We start from the raw sequence: 24,002 nt of genomic DNA, 5'->3' as shown, positions 1-24,002 counted from the left end.
ATGGAGATGTTTATTAGTCAGGAGTCATTAGTGATTCATGATTGGTGATTGCTCATTAATGATTGGCTATTTTAAATCGAGTTCGGTTAATTACTCATCATAAAATTGTTCGATATACCCCGTTGAGAATTTTTAGGACTTCCATCGTCACTACAAACTTAATTAGAGTTATTTCACCGCAGTCCATCTTATAGAAGATTCCAGGTTGAGGAACTAAACCCCAGCTCGTTCGCTCCAGGTAGGGACACGGCCCAGGGTAAGTTCCTACACTTCATAAACGTGGAATACGCTGTATCTCCTCATAAAGTTGCATACTGTCGATCGACTGACCGCTGAGTAAGTATTATTACTTAGGCAATGGGAACAGTTCTACCTTCTTGCTGCTTGCCGCTTCTTTTTCCTGAAAATATCCGGATGGCTTGTGGAGTCTCATGAATGATTAACCTATGCTCGAATACCTCTGGGTAGTGGGAGCATTACCCAAGCATTCGGCTGTGGAGTGACAAACTCTTATGAGAAATGGGCTCAAACCTGAGTCATTTCGTAAGATTATGAGGCCATTAGGGTGGCAATTAAATCTGGCGAACAAAATATCGCTCAACTCTCAAGTTAAAAAATGCTAAAAATGACACCATTAGCTAACATTTTCAATGCCATGAAAGAGCCAGCAAAAAAGCATCACAACTCGAAGTGGGGAGCCTTCTTGCTGATCCTAGCAGTAGGCTTTGGCGGCTGGAAAATTGGGAGGCCGGAACTGGCATCTTTTTTTAATAATATCGCCTTTGAAAACTACAAAGCCAATCGATTGGCTGATACTCAACAAGCATATGAGTTAGCGCTCAGGGTAGATCCAAAAAGCCGAACAGCTCTTTACAATTTAGGATGGCTTTGCGAAGAGGTGCAAGATTTACAATGCGCCCGAGGAAAATATCTGCAAGCTGCAAAACTCGGTCTGCCTGCTGCTTACAGCAACCTGGCTAGGTTATATATAGTCGATCAAAAAAACTATCCGGCTGCCGTTCACTTCCTGTGGCAAGGTTTGAAATTAGCTGAGGACGATCGAGTAAAATATTCTTTACTCAAAAACTTGGGATGGGCTCGCCTGCAACAGGGTCGATATTCAGAGGCATTGCAACATCTGGATGCAGCGATTAAACTTGATAGTGAAGGGCCAGCAACTTACTGCTTAAAAGCGCAAGTCCTAGAAAAGATGAAAAATACTAAGGCAGCGCTACCGCAGTGGAAAATTTGTCTAAAGTATGCGGATTCTCAAGAATTCGATGAGGATATATGGATAGGGATGGCACGTCAACGATTAAACGAGGAAAAAACAAATAAATGAAACGCACAGTTTTGTTTTCATCAACCATACTGGCAATTATAACGGTACTGGAGCTAAGTCAAGCCTCAACAGCACTGCCAACTCCTTCGACTGTTAAAATTACAGTTAATGAATTAGTCGAAACGCCGTTCGACTCCAATCAATCGACGTGGCGGCGGTGCAGAGATAAAGATGGTGGAAAATATCCGTGTCCGAGATTCATCATGACTCCAGAGAGCGAAGAATAAGAGTTATTTTCAATAAATTTTGTAGAGTGTACCATCACCACTTTACAGCAACAGGTATGTAGTATGTAGTAGTAAGTATGCAGGGTGCGCGGTCCGCACCTTATAGCATTTGAGATTTGAGATTAAGAATTGAAGAATTGGAAATAACTTATGGCGATAATGGTTTGCAGCTTGCATAAAGCTGCATTCTTTTTTTGAACTGGTATAGCAATCCTCGCATCAGTTTCAATAACTGGTTAACTTCCACGCTCTGCCTGGGAACCGATGTAAGCGAGGCTCTGCCTCGGCCCAGACTATGGAGGCTCTTCCTCCGGATATGCGTTACCAGGCAGAGGCTGGTAACGAGTATAATCATTTAGGATTGCTATATAACTCCTAATCATTGCTGTATCGGCTATTGCTGGAATCCACACCGGGCGGGGAGAAAATCCCCGCCAGCAATTCTATCTACTCGCCCTCCGTCAAAGCTGAATCTTGCTGTTGGTGCGAGTTGCTGTAAAAACTAGCAATAATCGCCACCATCAACCACCAAAGCATATTAACTTCTGGCCGGTACCAAACTGTATCGACAAAACCGTGGGCCATCATGCCGGCTAAAGTTGCGATCGCCCCAATCAACCAAAACCCGTGATTCGATTTTAGATTTTGGATTTTAGATTGGGGATTTCGGGATTCTTCCTCTAAATTAGAGATGTTAAATTGTGCATCCCGCAGATTTTTGATCTGCAACAAACCTTGATTGACGGTGACAGTCATCAGCCACAGGAAACACATTAAACCCATAAAACCGGTTTCCACCACAATTTCCAGCAGCACAGAATAAGCGCTCAAAGCAGTGAATCTCGGCTTCATATAAAGCGGATAAACTTTATTAAAAGCAGTGTTTCCCGGCCCAATTCCGAGGATTGGCCGATCGCGAATCATGTCAATCACCGCCGTCCAAACATTAATCCGAAAATTGTTACTGCTGTCACCTCGGCCGATAAACATACTCGAAACTCGATCGCGCAGAGGCTCCACTAAAGCCACTCCTAAAATTAACGCCCCAGCCAAACCTCCTAACCCTAGCGGCAGCGCCCAAGTTCGCCAGAACCGAGGCATCAAAGGGCTGTACCAGTACCACAGCAGCACTAAAAATACCACCAGTAGAGCCACAAAACCGATCCAAGCACCCCGGCTGTCCGTGTAGCGCAAACACGCACAATTCACCACCAGCATCGTCAGCGCTAAAATTCTTGTTCCCCATCCTTTCCACACAAAAAGTGCGGCGGCGCTCAATGCAATGGCCGGCAGTAAATAGGAACCAAGCAAGTTAGGATTTCCCAGAAAGCTGTAAACTCGCGTGACATTGGCTTGAGTAGAAGTCGGATCGTTCCAAGTAGCTAGTGGCGGCACTTTGTCAATCCACTGCCGCACGCCGTAGAAACTGACAATTAAAGAGACGTTCAAAAATACGGCAATTAACCACGATCGCCAACGGGGATCTCGCAATATCCGAGCCATCAGCGCAAAAAACAGCAAATACAGCGTTAGCTTGCTCCAACCAGTAGCAGCGGCGACTTTCACCGGCGACATCGCCGTTGCGACGGTGGCAATCCCCCAGTACAGCAGTACCAGCAAGTGAATCGGCGTGAAGGGGATCGAGCGATCGTCCGAAACAGTCAGCAGCACCCAAAATGCAGCGCTAGCCGCCATCAACACCCCCACCAAGGCATTGTTTACAAACGGCGCCAAACCGAAAGTCAAGGCCAGCAAAACAAAACCCAAGGGTTCTGCCCACTGCATCAGCCAGCTACTTTGTCGCCAACTGCGTAAAGAGCCGATCGCCAAATTGAATAAATAACTTCTACTTTGCCACTGAGAGAGCGGCAAATTTGCCAGAGTTAATTGTTGCCAAACTGAATTCATTTTTAGATTGATTATTGGTAATTGGGAATTGGGAATTGGGAATTGGGAATTGAGTCTAAAAGCATCGACAATTGGTAGTAAGCTGTTACGCATCTAAATTGTATTTTTGGGCGGGCGACACGCTAGGGCCCCTACTCCCCACAAGAATTTGCTCGAATTTGATTGTCAAATGTAGATGCGCCTCAGCTTAACTCGCATCTTGAACCATTCTCGATTAAGGCTTTTGGGGTCGGCTCCACCCAGAATAAATTTCTTGTGGGCGGGGCACGCGAGCCCGCGCATAAAAGCCTTATTGAGAATGGTGCAACATCTCAGTATTAATTAACAAATGACTTGTTTCATCTTCCTTCTTCTTTCCATCCGTTACATCCGTTAGAAAATCCGTTGCCGAACTTCCTTCTTCCTTCTTTAGCCTTCCAACAATTCCGTAGCATTTGTGCAGGGCAACCAGAGCACGTAGCGATATCCAGATTCCGGGGTTCCTTGAATTGAGAGTTGACCGCCTTGAATTTCCACCAATTGGCAGCAAAGCAGCAGCCCCAAGCGTTCCCGCGCCCCGTAACCAGCTAACACCGGTGCACTATCCTCTGCATTCTGCGCCGCCAAAGCCGCCAACTCAGAAAACGCCAGCGTTAATCGCTGCGAACCCTGTGTCGGGAGTTGCGGTTCTCCGGGAGAGTGGGTTTCGGAGTTCGAGGGCGAACCGCTACCCGCTCCGACCTTCAACAAGTAGTCGGAGTAGAGTTTAGCATGGGGCAAACTTTCCCCTAACCAAGGATGAAAAACCCAAACTCCAATGTTGATACCCTCTTCTTTCCGAGAAACGTGGACTCGAATCACGCTGCCTGCCCCAGCAGATTGAATAATGCTAAAAATTAAGTGGTGCAGCATTTGCTGAACCTTATCTTTATCTACCAACCAGATGCGCGACCCGGGCCCCACGGACAAATTAATTTCTTGCTCTCGTCTACTTGCCACCGACGACAGGATTGTCACAACCTGCTGGCACAAAGTTTCTATATCGACTGCGGTTCGCTTCAAGGTGAAAGCGGAATCATCTAGTTCTGCCAGTTCCAAAATTTCTTCAACTAGCGATCGCAAAGAGCGGCTGCTGTCTTGGATCACGTCAATATATTCTTTTTGCTTGCTCGTTAAGGGGCCATAAATTTCTTGTTTCAACACGCTTGCCATGCCGAGGACAGAAGTGAGCGGTGTGAGCAATTCCTGCGCTAAATTATTCAGCAGTTTTACCTTAATTGAGTTAGTAGACAAATCGATAGGTTTGTTAGTCATCGCTAATTTTTATTAGTTCATGGTCGAGCGAGGGTTTGCGGTTCATTAGACCTATTCCAAAAGTCTATAACAATCTGTTTATAATTCGCCACATAAAAATATAGGGAAGAAAAATATATATTCCTTCTTCCCTGGAAGCTCTTCCTTATCTGAGTAATTAAGATTGAATCATTGCTTCTAAAGCTGATTGCAAGTCTTGAGTGAGTTCGGCAACTGCTAACCTGCGGCTGGTTTGATATCCCTCCCAACGATCGCTCACTGATATGGGTTCGCCTACGGTCATTTGTACCTGCTGTTTGCCCAACTTCGGCCGGCCGAAAGGATTTCCCCCTTTGATGCGAGCCAGTACGTCCCACAGCAGTAAAGTTGTTTCTGCCAAACGTTCTGCTGTCAGTTGTTCTGCGACGTACCTGCCGGTGACGGACACGAAACTTTCTACAAGTCTCATGTGCCACATCCGAAGACTTGCTTCTTCAGCGAGGCGATCGGCTAATCCTCTTTCTAAGGGAGAAAGTGCTGCAATATCTTTGATATCTTCTCGATAAATATACTCCCAGCCTGCTTGTTCCAGACGGCGGCAGCGGTCTATTAAACTGCCTTTGGGCTTTAAATTAAAATATTCTTCTGCTACTTGCAAACCCACGTCTAACAAAGCTTTCAGTCGAGCTATCATTACTTCATTACCAGAATCGTTTGCCGTTTTTTCTGGGAGCGATAACGATGTTAAAATAGATATTTGTGGCGGGAATGTTTTATGATAAAAACGGCTGTAAAACTCTTCCATCACTGCTAGCAAATGACCGCCCAGTCGGATAAGGCGCAGATATTGGAATTGGTGATTTTGGTTTTCGGAATCAGGATTGACCGTCTCTAAATTAGCGATGTCGGTGCGTTCTAAGGGTGGCAGTCCGCAATCAATTTCTAATTGAGTTAAAAGTTTTTCTAGGGGTTGCCAAGGTGGGTTGACATAGCGGTATTGAATGCCGATCGGCACAATTAAAACTTTTTCAGTGCGTCCGGCTTTCAGCAAATCTTCCAGGCACCAGAAGCCCATTTGAGCAATTCCCGGTTCGAGGGGGCTAACTATTTCATTGTGACCGTTGGTGGCGCCTTCTGGGGCGGCGGCGATCGGGAATTGGCTGTTGGCAAATAAATTGCGGGCCGATCGCAATCCTACGCGATCGATCTTACCGCGAACAATGGGAGTGCCACCCAGTTGAGAATACAACCAGCCGACTCCCGCACCGGCCCACAGGGGAATGCCGCGATCGTAGATAAAGTGGGAATGTACCGGGAATTGCAGGGGAATGCCTTTGGCCCGCGCCGCCTGGGGAACGAGTTTCCAAATTAGTTGTCCCAAACAGTAGGGATCGTCTGAGTTGGGGTGGCGGAAGGCTAGCAAGAAGCGAACTTTCTGATTTTGAAATTGGTGGAATAGTTCGGCGAGGGTTTCGACGTTTTCGGCTTGAACGTGGCTGATACTCGTCCGAAATCGCAGCCACCAGGGGAGTATTTGCTTACAACCTTGCATCACTAGCGGGTTGTAGGCTGGGGGTATGAATTCCAGCGGCGGCTGAACTTGGCTAATTGAATTGGGCATTTTGCGATTTTAAATTTTAGATTACTAGGCTGCGGTCAAAACTTCCAATTTTTATTACAATGCTGAAGTTTTTTTTATTAACCGCAGAGGACGCAGAGGACACGGAGGAAGAGAGGAGATAGCAAAGCGTGTCAATTTAACGTCAAAAGTATTACCTGTCTGGGATCGGATATTATGTCCAGTCGATCGACCACAATATTTTGGTCGGGGCGGGTTTAGGGGATTTCTGGCTTATATTACAACTTGGGGGTGAGCCCGCCCACACAAGAATTACGATTATTTTACAGGACTATATTATGAACCCATCATCTTTTTTACCCCACTGTCCTTGACAAGGGGGAGTAGGCAGGGCTGTTTCATTCTCTTGTAGGGGCAGCCCCCCGTGGCTGCCCCCATGTCCCAAACGCCTGTGCAGTCGTCTGTGGCGGGGTAGGCACGGGGAGTAGGGGTAGCACTACCCCTACAAAATTCATGTTTTTGGTGAGAATGAAACCGCCCTGGGGGAGTAGGGGGTATGCGAGGGGGTCAGAAACTCGACTAAAAACGAGATTTATCCTCAGTTTCAGCCTTCAACGCAGATTTTTGCACTCTAAAATCTAAAATCTAAAATCCTATTGCGCGGCTTCAAATATCATTTCTTGGAAGTTAATGACATCCGATCGCGGATCGCAGTGGGTGACTTTGACTTCTAGCCGATCGCCTATGGCGACCGATCGACCAAATCGCATTGCCAATTCTAAACCCAAATCTTCCAATAAAATCAATCCGAGATTGCTGTCTTCCCTCAGCCAGCGCAGCATTAAAGCTTCCCAAACTTCATCGGGGTTGCGCCGCAAATATTCCAATCCCCAATAGCGGTTAGTTTGGCGTTCGACGGTGGATGCTTCTTTAACTGCGGTGCCGAGACACATCACAATGTCCTGTATTTCTTGGGCCGAAAAAGGTAGGGCTTCGCCCCGCAGGTGGGCTTTGATTTGGAAGTGAGCCAGCAAGTCGGTATAGCGGCGGATCGGGGAAGTAACTTGAGTGTATAATTCCAAACCCAAGCCGGCGTGGCGTCCGGGGGTGAGGCCCATTTCGCTGCGGGGCATACAGCGGCGCACGGCGCAAGCGCGGGCGGGGCCTGCAGGCACGGCCAGCAGTTCTTCATCGGGAGGGAGTTCGGGCTGTGGCTGATAGCGGTAGGGTATGGGCAGGCTGTGAGTTTGACCGTAGCGGGCGGCTAGTTCCCCGGCTAAAATCATCATTTCGGCTACTAGCATCCGGGCTGTGGAGTCGTCGATGACGTGGATTTTGATGTCGTCGCCGTTGACTTTGATGACGGATTCGGGCATGAAAATGCTGATTGCGCCTTGGGCTTCCCGCCATTTTTGCCGCAGTTTGGCCGCAGAGGCGATCGCTGCTATTTCTGGTTCTGCTTCGATTCCCAACTCCAGCATTTCGTCTACGTCATCGTAGGTTAAGCGGTAGGTGGGTTTTATGGTGCTGATGTGGATGCTGTAATCTTGAGCCGCGCCGATTTCGTCTAAGGTGACGCTGAAGCTGAGGGCGCTGCACTCTTTGCCTTGAATTAAACTCATTGGCCCGGTTGCCAAAGCTGGGGGAAACATGGAGATCATTCCCGTGGGCAGGTAAACCGTAGTGGTGCGCTTTCTGGCTTCGAGGTCGAGTTCGTCTCCGGGGGAAAGCAAGCGGGTGGGATCGGCGATGTGTATCCAGATCCGCTGCTGGCCGTTTTCGAGGAATTCTAAGCTGAGGCCGTCGTCGATTTCGGTGGTGCTTTCGTCGTCGATCGTGTAAACCTTGAGGTGAGTTAAATCGAGACGATTTGTGTCGGAGTCGGTTGGGGGATTTTCTAGGCAGCGTTGGGCCACTTCTAATACCTTTGCGGAGAATTGTAGGGGAATTTGGCTTCGCCGCAAAAACAGGTTTTCGTGGGTACTCCACAGGCCGAGATCGACTAGGAGCCCAAATGCTGCTTCGGGGTTTTCGGATCGTTGTAAGCTGGCTAAAGTTTCTAAGGCCGGGATACGATGCGTTGCTTCTTCTCCGAGGAGGGCAAAGCGTTCTAGGGCGTCGAGGCGAGTTCGATCGCTATTTTCCCAATCTACATTTTCCCCTGCCAGCCGCTGTTTAACTCGCTCCCAAAATCCTTGGGATTCTTGGTGTCGCTGCTGTTCTACTTCTTGCTGGTGTTTGATTTCGGCTACTTGGGCTGCCGATCGCGGTTCGTAGCGATCGCCCTTTTGTTTGAAATACAGTTTGTCTGTTGATAGCAAACAGTAGGCCGCGTAACATTGGGGCGGACTACTCTCAGAAAATAGCAGTATTGCCAGGGATTCGGGATCTGCTGTTTCTCCGTCACCGACTAAAAGTTCCCAAGCGACTTCCAAACTCGACGGATCTGAGTATGCTTCTACTTCTTTGAGAAATTTGGGAATATCGGAGGGTTTGTAAGTTTCTCCGACTACTTCGTAGCTGATTTGTTTGGGCGGTATGCTGTGCGGTTGACCGTTTTCGTCTACCACGACCCAGTTTTTCTTGCCGTCGGGGCGATCGGCAACTGCCAGACGGCGGTCGCCGTGCACTCTAAATTCTACTAACGTTCCCTTCTCCACTTGCCAGCTTTATATTTGAGATTTTGGATTTTTACAGTAGCCACTTATCGAGTTTCGAGCTTGCGATTTTAGATTTTGGATATTGGCAATTTTTCTGGTCAATTTTGCAAAGTTAAAATCTAAAAAGTTGTTCTTTTTTTGCTGATTTTTTAACTTTTGACTTGTGATTAAGACTTGCGCTGCCGAGACTCTTAACCCTATTTCGCGATTATTTCGCTGCCTTCTTGCTGCACTATTAATGACAGAAAGACGTTCTTTTCGCGCAAGTCTTATTCCCAGTCCAAAATCTAAAACCCAAAATCCCAAATCCTGTTAACCTTCTTGGTTTACGAAGGGCATCAAAGCTACAATTCTTGCTCTTTTGATGCTTCTGGTCAGGTCTCGCTGCTGTTTTGCCGTCAAACCGGTAATCCGGCGGGGCAAAATTTTACCGCGTTCTGTGACGTATTTTTTGAGCAAATCGACATCTTTGTAGTCGATCGGGTCTCCTGGTTTGATGGGCGAAACGCGCCGGCGAAAGTAAGTCATGGTTTGTTGTTTGTTGACTGTTGTTTGTTGACTGTTGACTGTTAGTTTTTAGTTATTAGCCGTTAGTTGCTAGCCGTCAGGAAAGCATTTGTTAGTTATCTGCTTTTCGCGGATCAGTCGATTTTAGATTTTAGATTTTAGATTTACTCCACAAATGAATCTGGGAGATTGAACCTTCGTCTAAAATTTTGCTATCTCCTATCAGGATTGTCGGGGGATTTTACCCGTTTTTGGGCGGGTTCAATATCAAGTGCCAACAACTGATGACTGATGACTAAGGACTAATGACTAATCACTACTTGATCTCTTTGTGGGCAGTGTGGCTGTTGCAATGGGGGCAGAACTTTTTGAGTTCCAGCCGCGCCGTCGTGTTGCGACGGTTCTTGGTGGTGGTGTACCGAGACACGCCTTTTGAGCGTTTGCTTACGTTTGTACGGCACTCAGTACACTCTAGAGTAATTATGATGCGGACGCCTTTAGCCATAATTCTAAATAAATTTCGACTAATTTAAACACAATTTATTATCTTCTCACATTGCTCTGCACTTGGTCAAGCAATCTTCTAACTTTGATGTCGAGGGAGTAGCCGCGGCGGGTTCCGACGACCATCGTCCCCCCGATGCGATCGTGGAAAGCTTGGGGAAACCTTTCGCCGGAGTTGAGGGCAACGCTACAGTCGATCGCCAGGGGCAGCATCAGCAGCAAGACGGCGGCGTTGGTAGAGGTGAGCCCAGCTATACCTGCGAAGGCTAAGGCGGCGCAAAAGCCCAGCAATGCCTCGCGCTTGCACAATTCTTGCACTCCCGGAGTCCGTAGGAATCTGGTATCGGCAACTTTCATGTCCAAAGCCCAGCGCCCGATACTTTGACCTTGGTTTTTCCTGACGATGGCTACGCGCAGGATCAGCCACAGCAAAACAAAAAATATGGTTTGGGCGATCGCATTAGTGCCCAGAAGCAAACTGGGCAGCCAAACTGCGATTCCGTCAATGCAGAAGGCCGCTGCGCGGCGGCCGACTGATACTTTGGGAAGAAGGGGCACTAAATCGGAACTCATAGGCAAAAAGGTCGATCGCTACTAGCTACTTTTTCATATTAAGCTCTCGATTAATCGATCGGCATCAATGGCGCGTAACTCAACTTCTAAGCCAACCGCTAATTATTCAAGCAGAAAATGGATTTTCGCCAATTCCCAACTGCTTTTTCGAGTTTTCCACCTCTTCCCAGAGTGTTTGGATCTGAGTAAATGCCTGTTCCACAGAGATTTTACCGTTAGATGTTAAGGAACTGATGTAACCCACGCGCTGAGAAAACTCTTGTAAATTCGCATTAAATACTAAATTCTCTGGCTTTACTTCACCGTAATAGCGAGTTTGAGGATATAAAAAATTTGAATTGGCTACCATTGCTTTAACCTCGCCTGAAAACTTGTTTCCTGAACTAATCAATATTATAAACCACGATCACCTGCTAAAGTTGTGTTGCAATTAGCAGAAATCATGTGACATTTGGCGAACTTTTTTGTGATGGCAATTACACCGACAGATGAGGGTGACAAAAACCTCAGTAATTTCACATATACAAATTACGCAGGCGGGGTCAACAACCAGGTTTCTGCCTTAAGGCTTATAACTTCGGATTTGGCGTCTAAACCAGGTTTTTGTTAGTCCAGGACTGAGTTATTGAAATAAGTGACAAAAACCCCTGAAATGGATAATATTATGGCAGACATAAATAGTTAGAGTTTTAGTAGGAATCTGCGTAATGTATCCAAATGCGCGTGAAGCGAAGCTATCCCGAAGGGAATCGCCCCGTCCCAAACTCCCGAAGCGGCAAGTGTTAATCAGACTTCCCATCGCCGTAATTGCTGGTATTATCATCGCCTTCAACATGCCTCACTCCTTAATTCCCGTGTTTAAAGAATCCGTATCCCAAGCAACGCCGCCACCAGAAATCCAGAACCTGCTCGCCGGCAAGCGCAAAATTGTGATAGTGGGCGACAGCATCACCGAGGCCGGGAAATACCCCGGAGGTTACGTTTGGCTGCTGCAACGCTATCTCAATGCCCTTTATCCCGATCGCAAAATCGAAATCGTCAACGCGGGGATCGGCGGTAACAAGTCAACTGATATGCAAGCGCGCTTCCAGAAAGATGCGATCGACCAAAAGCCAGGTTTAGTGATGATTAATGTCGGAGTCAACGACGTTTGGCACGCTTTCGTCGACTTCCAAAAAAATCAGTTTTATCCGCAAGGCAACTCGCCCACGGGAGTGCCACTGGCAGAATATCGGGAGAAAATAACTCAAATGGTGCTGGCGGCAAAAGCCGCAGGAATTCGAGTTGTACTGCTTTCTCCTACTCCGATAGGGGAAAATCTCGACGGCCCAGAAAATCGCCGGTTGCCAGAGTATATTGCCGCGATGCGAGAAATTGCGTTAGAGAATCAGTGCTTGTTTATTGATTTGAATGCGCCTTTTCGGGAAGTTATCGGCACGTATCAAAAGCACGCGGGCAAGACTGTGAATTTGTTGGCTGCTGATGGAGTTCACCCGAATCCGTCGGGGTATCAAATTATGGCTTTTACTATTTTGCGAGGTTTGGGAGTACCCGCAAATGATATTGAGAATTTAGAAGTCAAAAAGTGAATATTTGAATGTAGTTGACTGTTGACGGTTGGCTGTTAATTGAAAGTATCGAAGCTACAACCCCCCTGATTTAGATCGGGGGTAACTTATTCCAATCTAAAATCATTCAATTGGCGGATGATACCGCTTCAACCAACAACCACCAATAATCACCAACGCCACAACAACAATAATTTCCGTCCAAAAAAACGAAAGGAAATCGCTGGCAGTTCCCACCGGAGGCACCCCCGGTTGAGCGTTGCGAATAGCGGGAAAAGCAAACAGCATCACGGCAGTCCAACTCAGCATTCCCACTTCCGGCACTTTGCCCGATTTCATCACTTTTAATGCTAGCAACAAGGCCATAATTGACAGCACCCACATGATGACAATAATCACTAACGCAAAGAATTTCACCGGCAGCGATCGAGTTGCATAAACATCGATATAAATAAATATAGATGAATTCTCTTCCATCGGCTTATAACTGATGTCGAAACCGGGAACATCGGCATGGAAATTAAATTCCAGCGGCACGGGATTCAGTTCAAATGGAGCAAACTTTTTCCCAATCGAAGGCAGCGGGTCGATGGAAATAGCTACTTTAGCAATGTGCTTGTCAAACGGGTAATTGTTAATTTTTCCTTTGACTAAGTTAAACTTCAATGCAGGGACAATCATCGGTTTGCCTTCTTTAAAGGTAATTTCCGAATCCGGTACATTTGCGCCGTTAACTGTCATTAACAAGTCTTGAGCCGGGTAAGTTGGCCCTTTTTTATAGATACCTTTGAGTTCAAACTGCAAGCGGGCTTCTAATTCGTTTTTAATGGGGTCAACGGCAATTAATGTCATTTTAACCTCAACCAAGCCTTTGGACGCTACAGCGCCTTCGGGAGATAAATTGTAAGGCTCTTGGGCGTTAGCATTGTGAGAGTAAATAGATAAGATAATTGCAAAGATTACCAATATACTAAAAATGAAAATAAGTAGTTTTTGGAGAGGAATTTTGTTGACAGTTTGCATTTACTAGGTATTTTTATGTGTTAAATTGTTGTTAGTATTTCCCGCAGTCCGCCAGGGGTTTAAACCCCTGGCTCATAGAAGACAGTCGGTTAAAACCGACTAAAGAAACTCGATCGATAATAAATGTTGGTTTTAGTCCTCTTTTAGAGGACTTTCGCTGTGAGCCGGGGGTTTAAACCCCCGGCGGGCTGTGGCGAGCGGCGCAAGAACCAGGCGAATCAACGCGCAACTAGGAACCGATAGGAAGCAGTACATTTGGTGTGAAACTGCCATGCAAGCCGTAGGGAATGTGCTGTTTTAAATGCAAGCGCGCTACAGGGCCTTTGGTGATGTCGCGAGCATCTAAAATTACTAAGGTCGATCGATGATTAGCTGCATCATACATTAAAACCAGCAGCCAGCCGTCATCCTCAGCCGTTACACCTTCAGGCGAGACGCCTGAACCACGGGGAACAAACACCGGTTCCCCCGCAAAACCGCGCGGCGCCGCACTCCAAATTTGCCTTTCACCAGTCACGAAATCCATTTTGAGGATAGCTTGCAAAGGAGCATTTCCCGTGGGAGCATCAGCAGCACCGATGTAAAGATATCGGTAAGGTTGTCCGACATTATTGGGATGCAAAGTGGGAAACTCGCAGCACCGAGTTTCAACAACTTGATGCTGTACGGTTTTGTCTTGCAAATTTAACTTAAACCGCCACAATTCCCCCGCTGGAATGCTCTCAAAATCAACCTCGCGAAAATCGCCGTCTGCTTCTACAGTGGGAAATGATTCGTAGCAAACTGAATCTACAAAAACTTCGTCTCCTTCTTCCCATGCGTTGCAGTGGTGGAAGACAAAACAAGGTTCGGTTTCTAATATCTTCACCTCGTCAGTGCCGTTGCGAGGAATTAAAATTGCTTGCGTTGGCTTGTTTGGCGAAAATTGAATGCACTGGGATGCACTCCGAAATCCTAACACGAAAAGCAGCGGATTGAAGCTGACGGGATTTTGGAAGAATATGCAGTAATTCGGGGTAATTACCATGTCGTGCAGGAAGGCAAAACCCGGTATTGCATGGGCGTGACGCTGCAAAAGTTTGCCGCTTTCGTCGAATTCGTAAATCGTGATGGTACTCGACAAACCGGGCTTGACAGAAAAGTTTACTAATCTGTCTCCTTTGCCATTTTTCCCTTTTTCAATTCTGGGGTGGGCGGCGAAGGCTTCACCGGGTTCCAAGATGCCGTCTAGGGTGTCTAAGCCGAGTGTTTCTAGGGTGCGGGGGTCGAGTCTGTAGGGCTGTGCTGCTTCCCAAAGTGCTAGCAGTTTGTCGCCCCAATAAATGATGTTGGTGTTGGCAATGTTTTTGATTTTGACATCAAAGATGTTGGCTAGCGGGCCCCCCGGTTTCTGTGTGCCGAAAACGCCTCGGTGGAGGATTTTTCCGGCTTTTTGTTCGGCGAGATAGCCTTCTGTGCGGACGAATCGGTTGCGGAAATGGGCGCGGCCTTGGGATATTGCGATCGCACAAATCATCCCGTCGCCGTCAAACGGGTGGTGGATGCGCTGGCCGTTGACATCTAATAATCCGGGCCCGTTGCGAAAGAATGTGCCTTGCAAGCCGGCGGGGATTTCGCCTTCTATGTTGTCAATCCAGTAGTCGGATTCGTTGGGTTGGGATTCGTAGCCGCGCTGCCAGTCTGTGCGATCGTATGATACGTTTTGAGCTGCGCTTGGAGATGCGGAAAGTTGTAAGTCTTGCATTGGTGTTACGGGAGCGAATTTTTTAACCGCAGAGAGCACAGAGGGCGCAGAGAGAAGGAAATTCGGAGAATGGGGAAACACAGTTAAATTCATCCGTGTATCCGTGTCAAAATCCGTGTGTGCTTGCCTTTATTTGCTATCTGCAGTGCGCCTTTGTGACCTTACTGTGGGTACTAAGTCGGGAAAGTATTCGGGCATGAAATGCTGTCCGCCTGGTTTGGAACTGCCCGGTTCTGGTTCTAATACCGGGAGAGACTTTTGAGAGTTTGGATCGCTGCTTTCTGTACTCTCGGCGGGCAGCCAATTTAAGAAGGGTAGGGGCAGAAGTGTGGACAGGTTTGTGATGACTATTAGCAGCCAGAGGTTATCGAAATTGCGATCGGTAATTCCTAGCAAGTGGGTCAAAAGTGCGCCGCCTTCGTGGGAAATAAGTCCTGCTAAGTTGGTAACTGACATCAACACGGCAAATAAAGTTGCTTCGACGCCTGGGGGACACAATCTGGCGGAGAGTACGAGCACCGGCATATAAGCAATTTGTCCGATTACTGTCAGGATTAGGCTGTCTCCTATGCTGAACCATTGATCGTCAATTCCTAAAGCTCGGTTGGCATGAGTTACTAATAATAAAGTAGTCATGCCCAAAGCTGTCGCTATGACGGTTGACCAGCCAAAAATTACTCGAAATGGAACTGTTTTGAGGAAGCGTTGAAACAGCCAAATGCCGGCGAGGGAGGCAATGCTGGTAACGAGGCGCACTCGGCCGAGAAACTCTGGTTGAAAGCCTAATTCATTAGTGGTGAAAAAGAAGAAGGCGGAGTCTGAGCTTGGGGTGGCTTGCCAGAGGAAGAGAAAGGCTGTGGGCAGCCAAATTGTTTTTTGGGTAACAGCTTGCCGTAGTTGTTTGAATTGGTCTTTGACTGTTTCAAAGTCGGTTCTTTTGCTGGTTTTTTCTTCGGCAATTAACCAAGCTGTGGCTGATACAATTAGCGGGAAAGATGCGGTGATTAAAAAGATAGTGTGGGTGCTGAAGTGTTGCAGCAGGGAACCGCTGAGGTAGGCGGTAATTAGTCCGCCTAGGGCTGCAGCGCCCCAAGACAAGGATTGCAGGGAACCGGCGTCGGTAACGGATTCTTTTCTGGCCCTTTCGACTACCAGGGAGTCGGCGATTACGTCGCTGACGGCTAGGGATAGGGAACTCAGGGCGATCGCGCCTGTAGCTGCCAGCGGTGTGTGTACAATTGTTGCGAGGCTCACCCATGCTGACGTTCCCAGCAGCCCGGAAAGAACGATGTAAGGGCGTCTGCGGTAGCCGAATATCGGCAACCCGTCAGACATAAAGCCGAACACGGGTTTGATAATCCAAGGCAGGGCGACGACGCCCAACATTGCCGAGACTTCTGCCGGACTCATACCTAGTTCGTCTTTGAGAAAGAAGCTGACGGCTAAGCGGGCGAGTCCGAGAATGCCTTGGACGAAGTAAATCAGTAAGATGGCTATGAGTTCGGGGGTTGGCTCATTCCCAAAGAATACTTTTTCTTTTAAAGATTCTTTGAGTTTGCTGACGCCGGAGGGGGAAACGAGCATTTGAGCAATATTTCTTAATGAATCTCAATATTTATAACACATTCTTAATGGTTTGCGGGAACTGTCGGAGGTGGGATGCGAAAGTGACGGGGAGGTGGCAGCCACTATAAAATTGTGATGAGCTCGAATTAAAGGATTTGTGGTAGCAATGAAAGCAGAAATTAGAATTGTCTTTCTGGCAGTGGCTTGGATTTTAGGAATGGGGAGTAATTTAGCCTTAGCAATACCTGTTGCTAACAAGCAAGGTGATTATCCGGTGCCGCCTGCGAGACAGCGGGGCAACAGGCAGGTAAATTGGTTGGTTGTTGACTCTGATTCTAAAGGGTTGAATTGCCGGATGGCTCAGAGATTTCGCTCAATTTCTGTAGACGGTTTGGATGCGCCTGCTGAGTTGTTTGAAAGAAATAAACACAATGTTTCGCAGTGGCCTGTCGTGACTGCGTTTCGGCGCGGACAGCGCTTGGAAGCGGTGACGGGAAATAATGCTAATCAAATTATGATTTCTGACAATCAAGGCAAGGGTTGGCTGCCTGTTTCCACGGATAAGGGTAATTGTTTTGTGCGGGCGAACAGCCGTTTTATTAAACCGATTCGGGAAAATCCTACGACTTTGAAACCGTTAGAATAAGGCAGAATGGAAACAGGAAAAACAAAGCTTAGATTATACAACTTATATGCAAACCGCGAGCAATTCTCAAACCCTAACAATCCAACTGTCTCCTGAAGACAGCGAAAGGCTTTTGGCAGAAGCAAAACGCCGTCGAGTTGATGCCAACAGCCTAGCCGAGATGCTGCTGCACGACAGCTTAACCCAGCTAAATCCAGTTTCTTTGGCTGATATTAAATCTTTGGAAAAATTGTACAGCTTCCGGGGAGAAACAGAAATATTGCAGTTCCTAGAAAAATATCAGTTTTTGATTCCCATATTGCTGGAAGCACCAGACAAAATTTCCAATTACTTCCCCGGTAAAAAGTTGTGCCTTGAAGTTGAGGCAGACTCGGAATTTATTGACTCCGCGCAGCTATTTCTGGATATTATTATTGATGGTGACGCCGATGAAATCATAGACGAGGCACTTGACAAAGAAGAAAAATTATCTGAGGATTGGTATTTACCTCTGCCGTATGAGGTGCGGAGAGTTTTTAGTTGTGGCGTGCGCTAATAATGACTTTTGACTGGTCGCAGTACCTGAATCTAGCAAAAGAATTTCTCGGTCAACCGACTCCTCCTGCCAATCAAGAAGCCAAAATGCGATCGGCTATCAGTCGGGCATATTATGCAGCTTTTATCAGTGCTAGAAATTACTTGCAGGAAACAGAAGGGCATTCTATTCCGAAAACGGCAGATGCTCACAAGTATGTTGTGCAGCAGTTCAAACAGAGTTCGGACGCCGATCGTAAAAATATAGGGAGGAACTTGGAAAAGTTGAGGAGGGATCGAAACGAAGCAGATTATAACAATAATGTACCCGAACTGTTCAAGATTAGCAAAATAGCTGTCAAGCGATCGCAGCGGGTGATCTCTCAGTTAAGCAACTTATAAACTGTCAAGTTTTAAGCCTGATCGAATCACTGTTTTGATAATTATTTTTTTGATTTCACCGGGTGTAAAATTTGGATTTGCCTACTTGGTCTACAATCTAAAGTTGATAGGTAATGTGGGCAAGATTTCCCTATTCTATTTAGGACTGTTATATGATTATCGATCCTAAAAATGTGCCGAAAATTACGGGTTCCAAGTACCCTCAGCAATTCCAATCTGCTGTTGCCGGGAGAGTTAAAAAACGCTTGGGCGATGCTGCCGGATTGCAGAATTTTGGGGTAAATTTGGTGAGAATTGCACCGGGAAGTTGTTCTGCTCTCAGGCACTGGCATACCCGTCAAGATGAGTTAATCTATGTTCTGGAAGGGGAAGTTACTCTGATTACAAATTCGGGAGAGCAAGTGCTGAAACCGGGTATGGCGGCGGGTTTTCCGGCGGGGGATGCAGATGGACATCATTTAGTCAACCGCTCGAATGCAGATGTTGTTTATCTGGAAATTGGCGATTCCCTTCGGGATAGCTTCGCTTCACGCACTGCTGGTGATTCAGCTAATTACCCAGATGATGATTTAATTGCGAAAGCTAACGGGAATAGTTGGATTTTTACTCGCAAAAATGGCGAGGTTTATGAGAGTTGAAAATTTATGAGTCAAGTGAATCTTTGGACTTCGGCGGAACACGCTTTGTGGTATCTTGCTAAAGCTGATGGAATTCCTCACCGCACTGAAGGTGAAGCGGTTTTGTTGGAGGAAGTGCCGAAAAATGTTAAACGAATTCTGGATGTGGGCACGGGAGACGGGCGGTTGCTGGGTCTGCTTAAGTGCGATCGACCAAATGTGGAATGTGTGGCGATCGACTTTTCGCCGACAATGCTGGAAAAAGCCAGAATTCGCTTTGCTGATGACCAGAATGTCACGGTAATCGAGCACAATTTTGATGAATCCTTACCGGATTTGGGCAAGTTTGATGCGGTTGTTTCTAGTTTTGCGATTCATCATGTAGCAGACGATCGCAAACGTTCGCTTTACACCGAGATTTTCGAGCTTTTGGAACCTGGAGGCATTTTTTGCAATTTGGAGCACGTAGCGTCCGCAACTCCCGCTTTACACGAGAAATTTCGAGAGGCGCTGGGTATTAGCGATTCGCCCGACGATCCGTCTAATAAATTGCTGGATGTGGAAACGCAATTGCGCTGGTTTAGAGAAATTGGTTTTACCGATGCAGACTGTTATTGGAAGTGGCGGGAACTTGCTTTATTAGTTGGGGTGAAACCTGTTTAGAGTATTTGATGAAATTCCTAGATTAGGTAAGGACACGGCCGTGCCGTGTCCCTACAAATATCCCATACAATCTGTATGAGGTGCGTGACTGAATTAAATTAAATCCGGGACTTTAGGTTTGATTCGGCGCTCGTACCAGTTCATTAGCGGGGTGGAAGTAATGCCGTGCAGAATCACAGAAAGTACGATGGTTGTAAAGGTAATCCAGGCAATTTTTTCGGCGGTCTCGCCCTTCAAACCTTTACCCAAAGCATAGGTAAGATAATAGATAGAACCGACACCACGAATGCCGAACCAACCGTAAAGCCAGCGGTGGGCGGGATGTAAAGGACTGCCGATCGTACTAACCCAAGCTCCCACAGGCCGGATTAAAAAAATTAACAATCCAGCTACTAAGAGGGAGTATCCTCCATAGGCCAACATAGGCTCTAGGCGCAAAAGCGAACCTAATAGTAAAATAGTTGCTACTTCCATTAACTTTTCAATGCGCTCGGTAAAGTGCAGTTGGGAAAGCGGCTTTTCTGGGTTGCGGTAACTCCCCTGCACCACAATTCCTGCTACAAAAACTGCGAGAAATCCGTAGCCGTTGACTACTTCTGTGAGGGAATATGCGATCAGAATTGTGCTCAGAGCAATGAAATCTTCCATTAATTGATCGGCCGGTCGATAGCGTTGGAGTTGCCGATCGATCCAGGTGACGGCTTTAGCTACTAAAATTCCCATAACGATACCTGCGGCGATCGCCCAAATCAAGTCAACTGCTACCCACTGCGAAAACCACTTCGACCAGTTGTTATCTTTTAGCGCATAAATGCCGAAATAAACAAAGGGAAAAGCTAAAGCATCGTTCAAACCGCCTTCGGATGTTAAACCAAAGCGCAATTCATCGCGATCGTCTATATCCGCTAACTGAACTTCTGAGGCTAAAACTGGATCTGTGGGAGCGAGAATTGCTCCCAGTAAAATCGCCGGGCCCCAATCTAATTTCACAAACCAATGACCGATCGCAGCAACAGCAAAAATCGAAATTGGCATTAAAAAACCGATCAGCCGCGCTGTGGAATTCCAGGCCCAAAGTTGCAGCGGGCGATTCATTTTTAAGCCGCAACTGAACAGAGATACAATAACTACAAATTCTGTAAGTCTTTCTAAAAATTCAGCTTCGGGACGCAAGTCAATCAGCTTGATGCCGTAGGGCCCCAATCCGATACCGACAATGAGATAAATTAAGGCATAAGACACCGGCAATCGCGAAATCCAGCCGGAACCCAAGGTAACGGTAAGCAGGAGGATGCCAATAACTAGCAAGTTGAGAATGTAATCATCCACCATAGCGATCGCACTTTTAATCAGGTTTACCAAGTGCGATTTTGACAGGTAAAAGCTTCGAGCGCATCCACCGCCCGCTAGATTCAGCTATCCTCCGAAAGTTGCAGTTTTTATGCTAAATGACTAACAAGTCACAACTCACAACTGCTGACTACTGACTAATGACTACTGACTAATGACTAATGACTACTGACTTTTTTCGGTAGCGATGATGTGCATATCTACGTGTTTGAGCGATCGCACTAACTGTTGAGTCAAAGAACCGCCCAGCAACAATCTCCAGCGCGATTGCTGGCTTTAGCCGATCGCAATTTGAGGAAGGCGATAATGTTTAGCTACCTCCGAAATTGCTTTGGCTATATTAGTGCCGTTTACCCGCAAAAATTGCCTGTTAAATTATTGACAGAGTTTCTCACAACTTTCAACGTGCAAGCTTTCTGCTTTGGTTAAAAATCGGTCTGGATCGTTGACAAACACAGCCTAAAATTGGGCATTCATATAGCTAGCAATCCTCGGGCCCCGCCACAGCAGTGGCACGGAATTCGGATAAGTCGAGATGCACACTAAAACTCGTTAGTGAATGTTGCAAGATTGACCTTTTAAAGTTGCTGCGTCGTCTTCAACATTGTGTCCGACTTCTGGCATGGCGAGTTCTCCCAAAGCAATTAAATGACGGTTTGCCGGGAATTGGCGGTATTGAAGCGTGCCGCCAAATTAAACAGCGGCATCCAGGAATTGCTGTTTTAATTTTAACATCTCACGCCCAAAAATCGTTAGTTGAAAGGTTGATTTCCGGCGGTACTCAGGGATATTGCGTTGAGGAAATTGCGGCGGAAACTTGGGTTTGGGCAATTCGATCGATAGCAGGGCGTGCTTCGTGGTGGGATAAGGCGGCAACTGCGGAAATTCGGGCGGTTTTTGCTAATCCTGAACCTGTGAAAGTTGGGTCAAAATGGGGAGTTTTGGAAAATCCGCTGACGAAGCGAGAACAGGAAATCTTGGCTTTAGTTGCGGGGGGGAAAAGCAATCAGGAAATTGCACAAATATTGTACATTGCTCCGGGGACTGTGCGGGTTCACGTTCACGCTATTTTGCAAAAGTTAGAAGTGCGCGATCGCACTCAAGCTGCTGTACTCGCTATTCAGAAAGGATTGGTAGCAGAAGAACTTTTGGCGATCGAACCTTGATAGGGCGGGTATTGTACCGGAATTGTCGGTTTTTTAAAGGAATTATTGGCTAAACCCGCCCCTATCAAGATGCTTCTGTTGCAGGTTCACGGAAAATTAGTATTCGTCTTGATTGTTAATTTTACTCATGACATTTAATATTTGAACTTGCTAAGCTAGATACGCCTTAATTTTCCTACCGTCATCTAACCAAAGGTGTATTATGCCAAATTTTATCAGTTCAGTTTTTAGTTCGATCGCCTTTATCGACTCTGCCCTTCCCGACAGCCAAACTCTCCACAACGGCATCGCAGCGGGGACAGAAGTTATTACCCTCGATGCGGCGCGGGATGGAGTAGAACAAATTACTGAGGCACTAGCGAATCGCAGCAATATCAAAAGCATTCATATCATCTCCCACGGCCGCCCCGCGAGTTTACTGCTAGGCGCGATCGATCTAAACTTGACAAATTTAAAAACTTATGCTAAACAATTGCAGCGTTGGTCGCGATCGCTGGCAGACAGTGGAGAGATTTTGCTTTATGGGTGTGATGTAGCGGCGGGGGAGAAGGGCGCTAACTTTGTGCAGCAACTGAGTCAGCTAACCAAGGCAAAAATTGCGGCTTCTCGATCGCCGATCGGCAGTTCCGCTATGGGCGGAGATTGGGAATTAGATTATACAACTGGGGCGGTGTCCTCTGGGCTGGCGATCGACCCCGCCACAATGGCCGCTTATGAATTTGTGTTCAACCTAACCCTCTACGACGGCAGCAGTAACTTTCCAGCCGGATCGCCCGCCGGTATCGGGGCATCGGGCACTACTCAATTAGCTTACGGACAAGTACCTCTTCCCATATCTGCTTTTCTCCCATACGGTGGTGGTATCCAAGCTACAGGTGCGTTCTCGCCAAACACGGGCATTAATACTGCTAGCGTGACGGCGGCCAATAACACTACAGGCTATGCAGGCTACACCAACTACAAATACACTCCTCCAAGTCCGCCAGCGACGCCAGGAACATTTACTCCAGTCAACGCAACTTTCCCGGCCCTCAACCTTACTAACGGTTACAGCGTTTCTTTTCGAGTTGCAGTTACGGCGGAAAACAGTAATAGCGACAATCGGGCAGGTTTCAGCATCATCGCCATTAGCAGTGACGCTCAAAATGGCATTGAACTGGGTTTCACCAACCGCAACCTCGGTGCCAACGGAGGCATTTTTGCTCAAAACGGCGGTACAGCAACATCAGTTCCTCCGCTGTTTACTCGCGGAGTAAATGCACCTGTTAATATCAGCACTCCTACCGACTACAAACTGGTAGTCCAAGACACCACTTACACGCTGTTTGCCGGCCCTACAGCAATACCAAACCTGACAAATCAGCCGCTGCAGAACTACACGGCATTTAATCCAGCAACCAGCCAGCCGCGTTTACCCTACAATCCCTACAGCCAGCCAAACTTCCTATTTTTCGGGGACGCCACGGATCAAGCAAGTGCCGCTTTTACTCTCGGCACCATCTCGGTTAATAATTTCCCGGTGGCCGTCGATGACGGCAGCTACAGCGTCGTGCACGACAAAGTTCTCAGCGTCTCTGGAGCGGGAGTCTTAAGCAACGACACCGACGCCAACAGCGGCGACGCGCGTAGTGCCGTGGTAGTTACAACCGCGAGCAACGGTACAGTCAAGTTAAATCTCACCGGCGACTTCACTTATACTCCGAAAGCTGGCTTTGTAGGCACTGATACCTTCACCTATAACGTTAGCGACGGCACAGATTCATCTGTCCAACCAGCAACAGTTACGATTAACGTTACAAATAATAATCTCCCGTTTGCAGTAATTGACAATTACAAAACCCTTCACGGTCAAGTCCTGAACGTGGCTGTTGGTGAGGGAGTTTTAGCCAACGACATCGACTCTGACGGTGATTTGCGGACGGCAACTCTAGTCACAAATCCCAACAATGGCACTCTCGGATTGAATAAGGATGGTTCGTTTACTTATACTCCCAATCCAGGATTTGTTGGACTCGACAGCTTTACTTACACTGTCAGCGATGGGGCTGCTACTTCACCAGCAATTTTAGCAAATATTAATGTCACAAATAATCCACCGTTTGCAGTAATTGACAATTACAAAACCCTTCACGGTCAAGTCCTGAACGTGGCTGTTGGTGAGGGAGTTTTAGC

24 protein-coding genes are annotated in these 24,002 nt (G+C 47.1%); 11 read left to right on the top strand and 13 right to left on the bottom strand.

Going from position 1 to position 24,002, the window contains the following annotated elements; translation table 11 throughout:
• The first annotated feature begins 625 nt into the window (after positions 1-625).
• Both QT992_RS04280 and QT992_RS04275 read left to right on the top strand, forming a co-directional pair.
• Positions 626-1,342 (top strand): tetratricopeptide repeat protein, encoded by a 717-nt coding sequence (locus QT992_RS04280; protein WP_333318027.1) that lies wholly within the window; start codon positions 626-628, stop codon positions 1,340-1,342.
• The gene (locus QT992_RS04275; protein WP_333318025.1) at positions 1,339-1,569 is read left to right on the top strand and encodes an Osc7112_2153 family protein; all 231 of its coding nucleotides are present in this window, start codon (positions 1,339-1,341) and stop codon (positions 1,567-1,569) included. Before QT992_RS04280 ends, QT992_RS04275 begins: the two co-directional genes overlap by 4 nt.
• Before the next feature lie 447 nt (positions 1,570-2,016).
• Here QT992_RS04275 and QT992_RS04270 read toward each other — a convergent pair whose 3' ends face one another.
• From QT992_RS04270 to QT992_RS04230, 9 genes are all read right to left on the bottom strand, one after another.
• On the bottom strand, positions 2,017-3,477 hold the full coding sequence (locus tag QT992_RS04270; protein WP_333318034.1) for an IctB family putative bicarbonate transporter: 1,461 nt from the start codon (positions 3,475-3,477) through the stop codon (positions 2,017-2,019).
• 408 nt (positions 3,478-3,885) lie between these two features.
• Entirely contained in the window at positions 3,886-4,770 is an 885-nt protein-coding gene (locus QT992_RS04265; RefSeq protein ID WP_333318023.1) for a histidine kinase dimerization/phospho-acceptor domain-containing protein, read from the bottom strand.
• A gap of 157 nt (positions 4,771-4,927) precedes the next feature.
• Complete coding sequence (locus tag QT992_RS04260) at positions 4,928-6,370, bottom strand: 1-acyl-sn-glycerol-3-phosphate acyltransferase (RefSeq protein ID WP_333318022.1); 1,443 nt, start codon at positions 6,368-6,370, stop codon at positions 4,928-4,930.
• Positions 6,371-6,981: 611 nt separating this feature from the next.
• A complete protein-coding gene (locus QT992_RS04255; RefSeq protein WP_333318020.1) occupies positions 6,982-8,988 on the bottom strand; it encodes a ribonuclease R family protein in 2,007 nt (668 codons plus the stop codon).
• Positions 8,989-8,997: 9 nt separating this feature from the next.
• Entirely contained in the window at positions 8,998-9,294 is a 297-nt protein-coding gene (locus tag QT992_RS04250; RefSeq protein ID WP_333318018.1) for a hypothetical protein, read from the bottom strand.
• 6 nt (positions 9,295-9,300) lie between these two features.
• On the bottom strand, positions 9,301-9,516 hold the full coding sequence (rpsR, locus tag QT992_RS04245; RefSeq protein ID WP_006631377.1) for a 30S ribosomal protein S18: 216 nt from the start codon (positions 9,514-9,516) through the stop codon (positions 9,301-9,303).
• A gap of 295 nt (positions 9,517-9,811) precedes the next feature.
• Positions 9,812-10,000, bottom strand: a complete 189-nt coding sequence (gene rpmG, locus QT992_RS04240) for a 50S ribosomal protein L33 (RefSeq protein WP_006631376.1) — start codon at positions 9,998-10,000, stop codon at positions 9,812-9,814.
• A 38-nt stretch (positions 10,001-10,038) separates the two neighbouring features.
• Positions 10,039-10,572, bottom strand: coding sequence for an RDD family protein (locus tag QT992_RS04235; RefSeq protein WP_333318016.1), 534 nt, complete (start codon positions 10,570-10,572; stop codon positions 10,039-10,041).
• A 106-nt stretch (positions 10,573-10,678) separates the two neighbouring features.
• A complete protein-coding gene (locus QT992_RS04230) occupies positions 10,679-10,921 on the bottom strand; it encodes a DUF7219 family protein (protein ID WP_333318014.1) in 243 nt (80 codons plus the stop codon).
• 430 nt (positions 10,922-11,351) lie between these two features.
• Between QT992_RS04230 and QT992_RS04225 the strand changes: the two genes are divergently transcribed.
• The gene (locus QT992_RS04225; protein ID WP_333318012.1) at positions 11,352-12,161 is read left to right on the top strand and encodes an SGNH/GDSL hydrolase family protein; all 810 of its coding nucleotides are present in this window, start codon (positions 11,352-11,354) and stop codon (positions 12,159-12,161) included.
• Positions 12,162-12,263: 102 nt separating this feature from the next.
• Here QT992_RS04225 and QT992_RS04220 read toward each other — a convergent pair whose 3' ends face one another.
• The 3 genes from QT992_RS04220 to QT992_RS04210 all read right to left on the bottom strand — a co-directional run bounded on the left by QT992_RS04220 (position 12,264) and on the right by QT992_RS04210 (position 16,491).
• Positions 12,264-13,163 (bottom strand): DUF4436 family protein, encoded by a 900-nt coding sequence (locus tag QT992_RS04220; protein ID WP_333318010.1) that lies wholly within the window; start codon positions 13,161-13,163, stop codon positions 12,264-12,266.
• 229 nt (positions 13,164-13,392) lie between these two features.
• Complete coding sequence (locus tag QT992_RS04215; RefSeq protein WP_333318008.1) at positions 13,393-14,907, bottom strand: carotenoid oxygenase family protein; 1,515 nt, start codon at positions 14,905-14,907, stop codon at positions 13,393-13,395.
• Between the two features lie 129 nt (positions 14,908-15,036).
• The gene (locus QT992_RS04210; protein ID WP_333318006.1) at positions 15,037-16,491 is read right to left on the bottom strand and encodes a folate/biopterin family MFS transporter; all 1,455 of its coding nucleotides are present in this window, start codon (positions 16,489-16,491) and stop codon (positions 15,037-15,039) included.
• Between the two features lie 148 nt (positions 16,492-16,639).
• On the opposite strand from QT992_RS04210, the gene QT992_RS04205 reads away from it, so the two are divergent.
• From QT992_RS04205 to QT992_RS04185, 5 genes are all read left to right on the top strand, one after another.
• Entirely contained in the window at positions 16,640-17,119 is a 480-nt protein-coding gene (locus QT992_RS04205; protein ID WP_333318004.1) for a hypothetical protein, read from the top strand.
• A 46-nt stretch (positions 17,120-17,165) separates the two neighbouring features.
• Positions 17,166-17,654 carry a hypothetical protein gene (locus QT992_RS04200; RefSeq protein WP_333318002.1) on the top strand — a complete coding sequence of 163 codons (489 nt, stop codon included), beginning with the start codon at positions 17,166-17,168 and terminating at the stop codon, positions 17,652-17,654.
• 2 nt (positions 17,655-17,656) lie between these two features.
• Positions 17,657-18,034 carry a HEPN domain-containing protein gene (locus QT992_RS04195; protein ID WP_333318000.1) on the top strand — a complete coding sequence of 126 codons (378 nt, stop codon included), beginning with the start codon at positions 17,657-17,659 and terminating at the stop codon, positions 18,032-18,034.
• 152 nt (positions 18,035-18,186) lie between these two features.
• Positions 18,187-18,672, top strand: a complete 486-nt coding sequence (locus QT992_RS04190; RefSeq protein ID WP_333335895.1) for a cupin domain-containing protein — start codon at positions 18,187-18,189, stop codon at positions 18,670-18,672.
• A 6-nt stretch (positions 18,673-18,678) separates the two neighbouring features.
• The gene (locus QT992_RS04185; protein ID WP_333317995.1) at positions 18,679-19,314 is read left to right on the top strand and encodes a class I SAM-dependent methyltransferase; all 636 of its coding nucleotides are present in this window, start codon (positions 18,679-18,681) and stop codon (positions 19,312-19,314) included.
• A gap of 93 nt (positions 19,315-19,407) precedes the next feature.
• On the opposite strand, the gene QT992_RS04180 is transcribed toward QT992_RS04185, so the two are convergent.
• Positions 19,408-20,676, bottom strand: a complete 1,269-nt coding sequence (locus QT992_RS04180) for a sodium:proton antiporter (RefSeq protein WP_333317992.1) — start codon at positions 20,674-20,676, stop codon at positions 19,408-19,410.
• A gap of 216 nt (positions 20,677-20,892) precedes the next feature.
• Here QT992_RS04180 and QT992_RS04175 point away from each other — a divergent pair, with 216 nt between their 5' ends.
• The 3 genes from QT992_RS04175 to QT992_RS04165 all read left to right on the top strand — a co-directional run.
• A complete protein-coding gene (locus QT992_RS04175) occupies positions 20,893-21,093 on the top strand; it encodes a hypothetical protein (RefSeq protein WP_333335899.1) in 201 nt (66 codons plus the stop codon).
• A 155-nt stretch (positions 21,094-21,248) separates the two neighbouring features.
• A complete protein-coding gene (locus tag QT992_RS04170; RefSeq protein WP_333335902.1) occupies positions 21,249-21,830 on the top strand; it encodes a response regulator transcription factor in 582 nt (193 codons plus the stop codon).
• A 202-nt stretch (positions 21,831-22,032) separates the two neighbouring features.
• Positions 22,033-24,002 (top strand): DUF4347 domain-containing protein (locus tag QT992_RS04165; RefSeq protein WP_333376627.1); only part of this gene is annotated, 1,970 nt, incomplete at its 3' end.

It is taken from the genome of Microcoleus sp. T3_D1 (assembly GCF_036700405.1).
In the GTDB taxonomy this organism is placed as follows: domain Bacteria; phylum Cyanobacteriota; class Cyanobacteriia; order Cyanobacteriales; family Microcoleaceae; genus Microcoleus.
The sequence above is the reverse complement of the archived record's forward strand: the minus strand, read 5'-3'. Positions and strand labels throughout refer to the sequence as shown.

Bases quoted from the DNA above. Each gene is read 5' to 3' on its own strand.
- QT992_RS04210 (WP_333318006.1), bottom strand. From the start codon at position 16,491: ATGCTCGTTTCCCCCTCCGGCGTCAGCAAACTCAAAGAATCTTTAAAA.
- QT992_RS04265 (WP_333318023.1), bottom strand. From the start codon at position 4,770: ATGACTAACAAACCTATCGATTTGTCTACTAACTCAATTAAGGTAAAA.
- QT992_RS04205 (WP_333318004.1), top strand. From the start codon at position 16,640: ATGAAAGCAGAAATTAGAATTGTCTTTCTGGCAGTGGCTTGGATTTTA.
- rpsR (WP_006631377.1), bottom strand. From the start codon at position 9,516: ATGACTTACTTTCGCCGGCGCGTTTCGCCCATCAAACCAGGAGACCCG.
- QT992_RS04260 (WP_333318022.1), bottom strand. From the start codon at position 6,370: ATGCCCAATTCAATTAGCCAAGTTCAGCCGCCGCTGGAATTCATACCC.
- QT992_RS04270 (WP_333318034.1), bottom strand. From the start codon at position 3,477: ATGAATTCAGTTTGGCAACAATTAACTCTGGCAAATTTGCCGCTCTCT.
- QT992_RS04230 (WP_333318014.1), bottom strand. From the start codon at position 10,921: ATGGTAGCCAATTCAAATTTTTTATATCCTCAAACTCGCTATTACGGT.
- rpmG (WP_006631376.1), bottom strand. From the start codon at position 10,000: ATGGCTAAAGGCGTCCGCATCATAATTACTCTAGAGTGTACTGAGTGC.
- QT992_RS04275 (WP_333318025.1), top strand. From the start codon at position 1,339: ATGAAACGCACAGTTTTGTTTTCATCAACCATACTGGCAATTATAACG.
- QT992_RS04185 (WP_333317995.1), top strand. From the start codon at position 18,679: ATGAGTCAAGTGAATCTTTGGACTTCGGCGGAACACGCTTTGTGGTAT.
- QT992_RS04220 (WP_333318010.1), bottom strand. From the start codon at position 13,163: ATGCAAACTGTCAACAAAATTCCTCTCCAAAAACTACTTATTTTCATT.
- QT992_RS04195 (WP_333318000.1), top strand. From the start codon at position 17,657: ATGACTTTTGACTGGTCGCAGTACCTGAATCTAGCAAAAGAATTTCTC.
- QT992_RS04280 (WP_333318027.1), top strand. From the start codon at position 626: ATGACACCATTAGCTAACATTTTCAATGCCATGAAAGAGCCAGCAAAA.
- QT992_RS04200 (WP_333318002.1), top strand. From the start codon at position 17,166: ATGCAAACCGCGAGCAATTCTCAAACCCTAACAATCCAACTGTCTCCT.
- QT992_RS04215 (WP_333318008.1), bottom strand. From the start codon at position 14,907: ATGCAAGACTTACAACTTTCCGCATCTCCAAGCGCAGCTCAAAACGTA.
- QT992_RS04235 (WP_333318016.1), bottom strand. From the start codon at position 10,572: ATGAGTTCCGATTTAGTGCCCCTTCTTCCCAAAGTATCAGTCGGCCGC.
- QT992_RS04190 (WP_333335895.1), top strand. From the start codon at position 18,187: ATGATTATCGATCCTAAAAATGTGCCGAAAATTACGGGTTCCAAGTAC.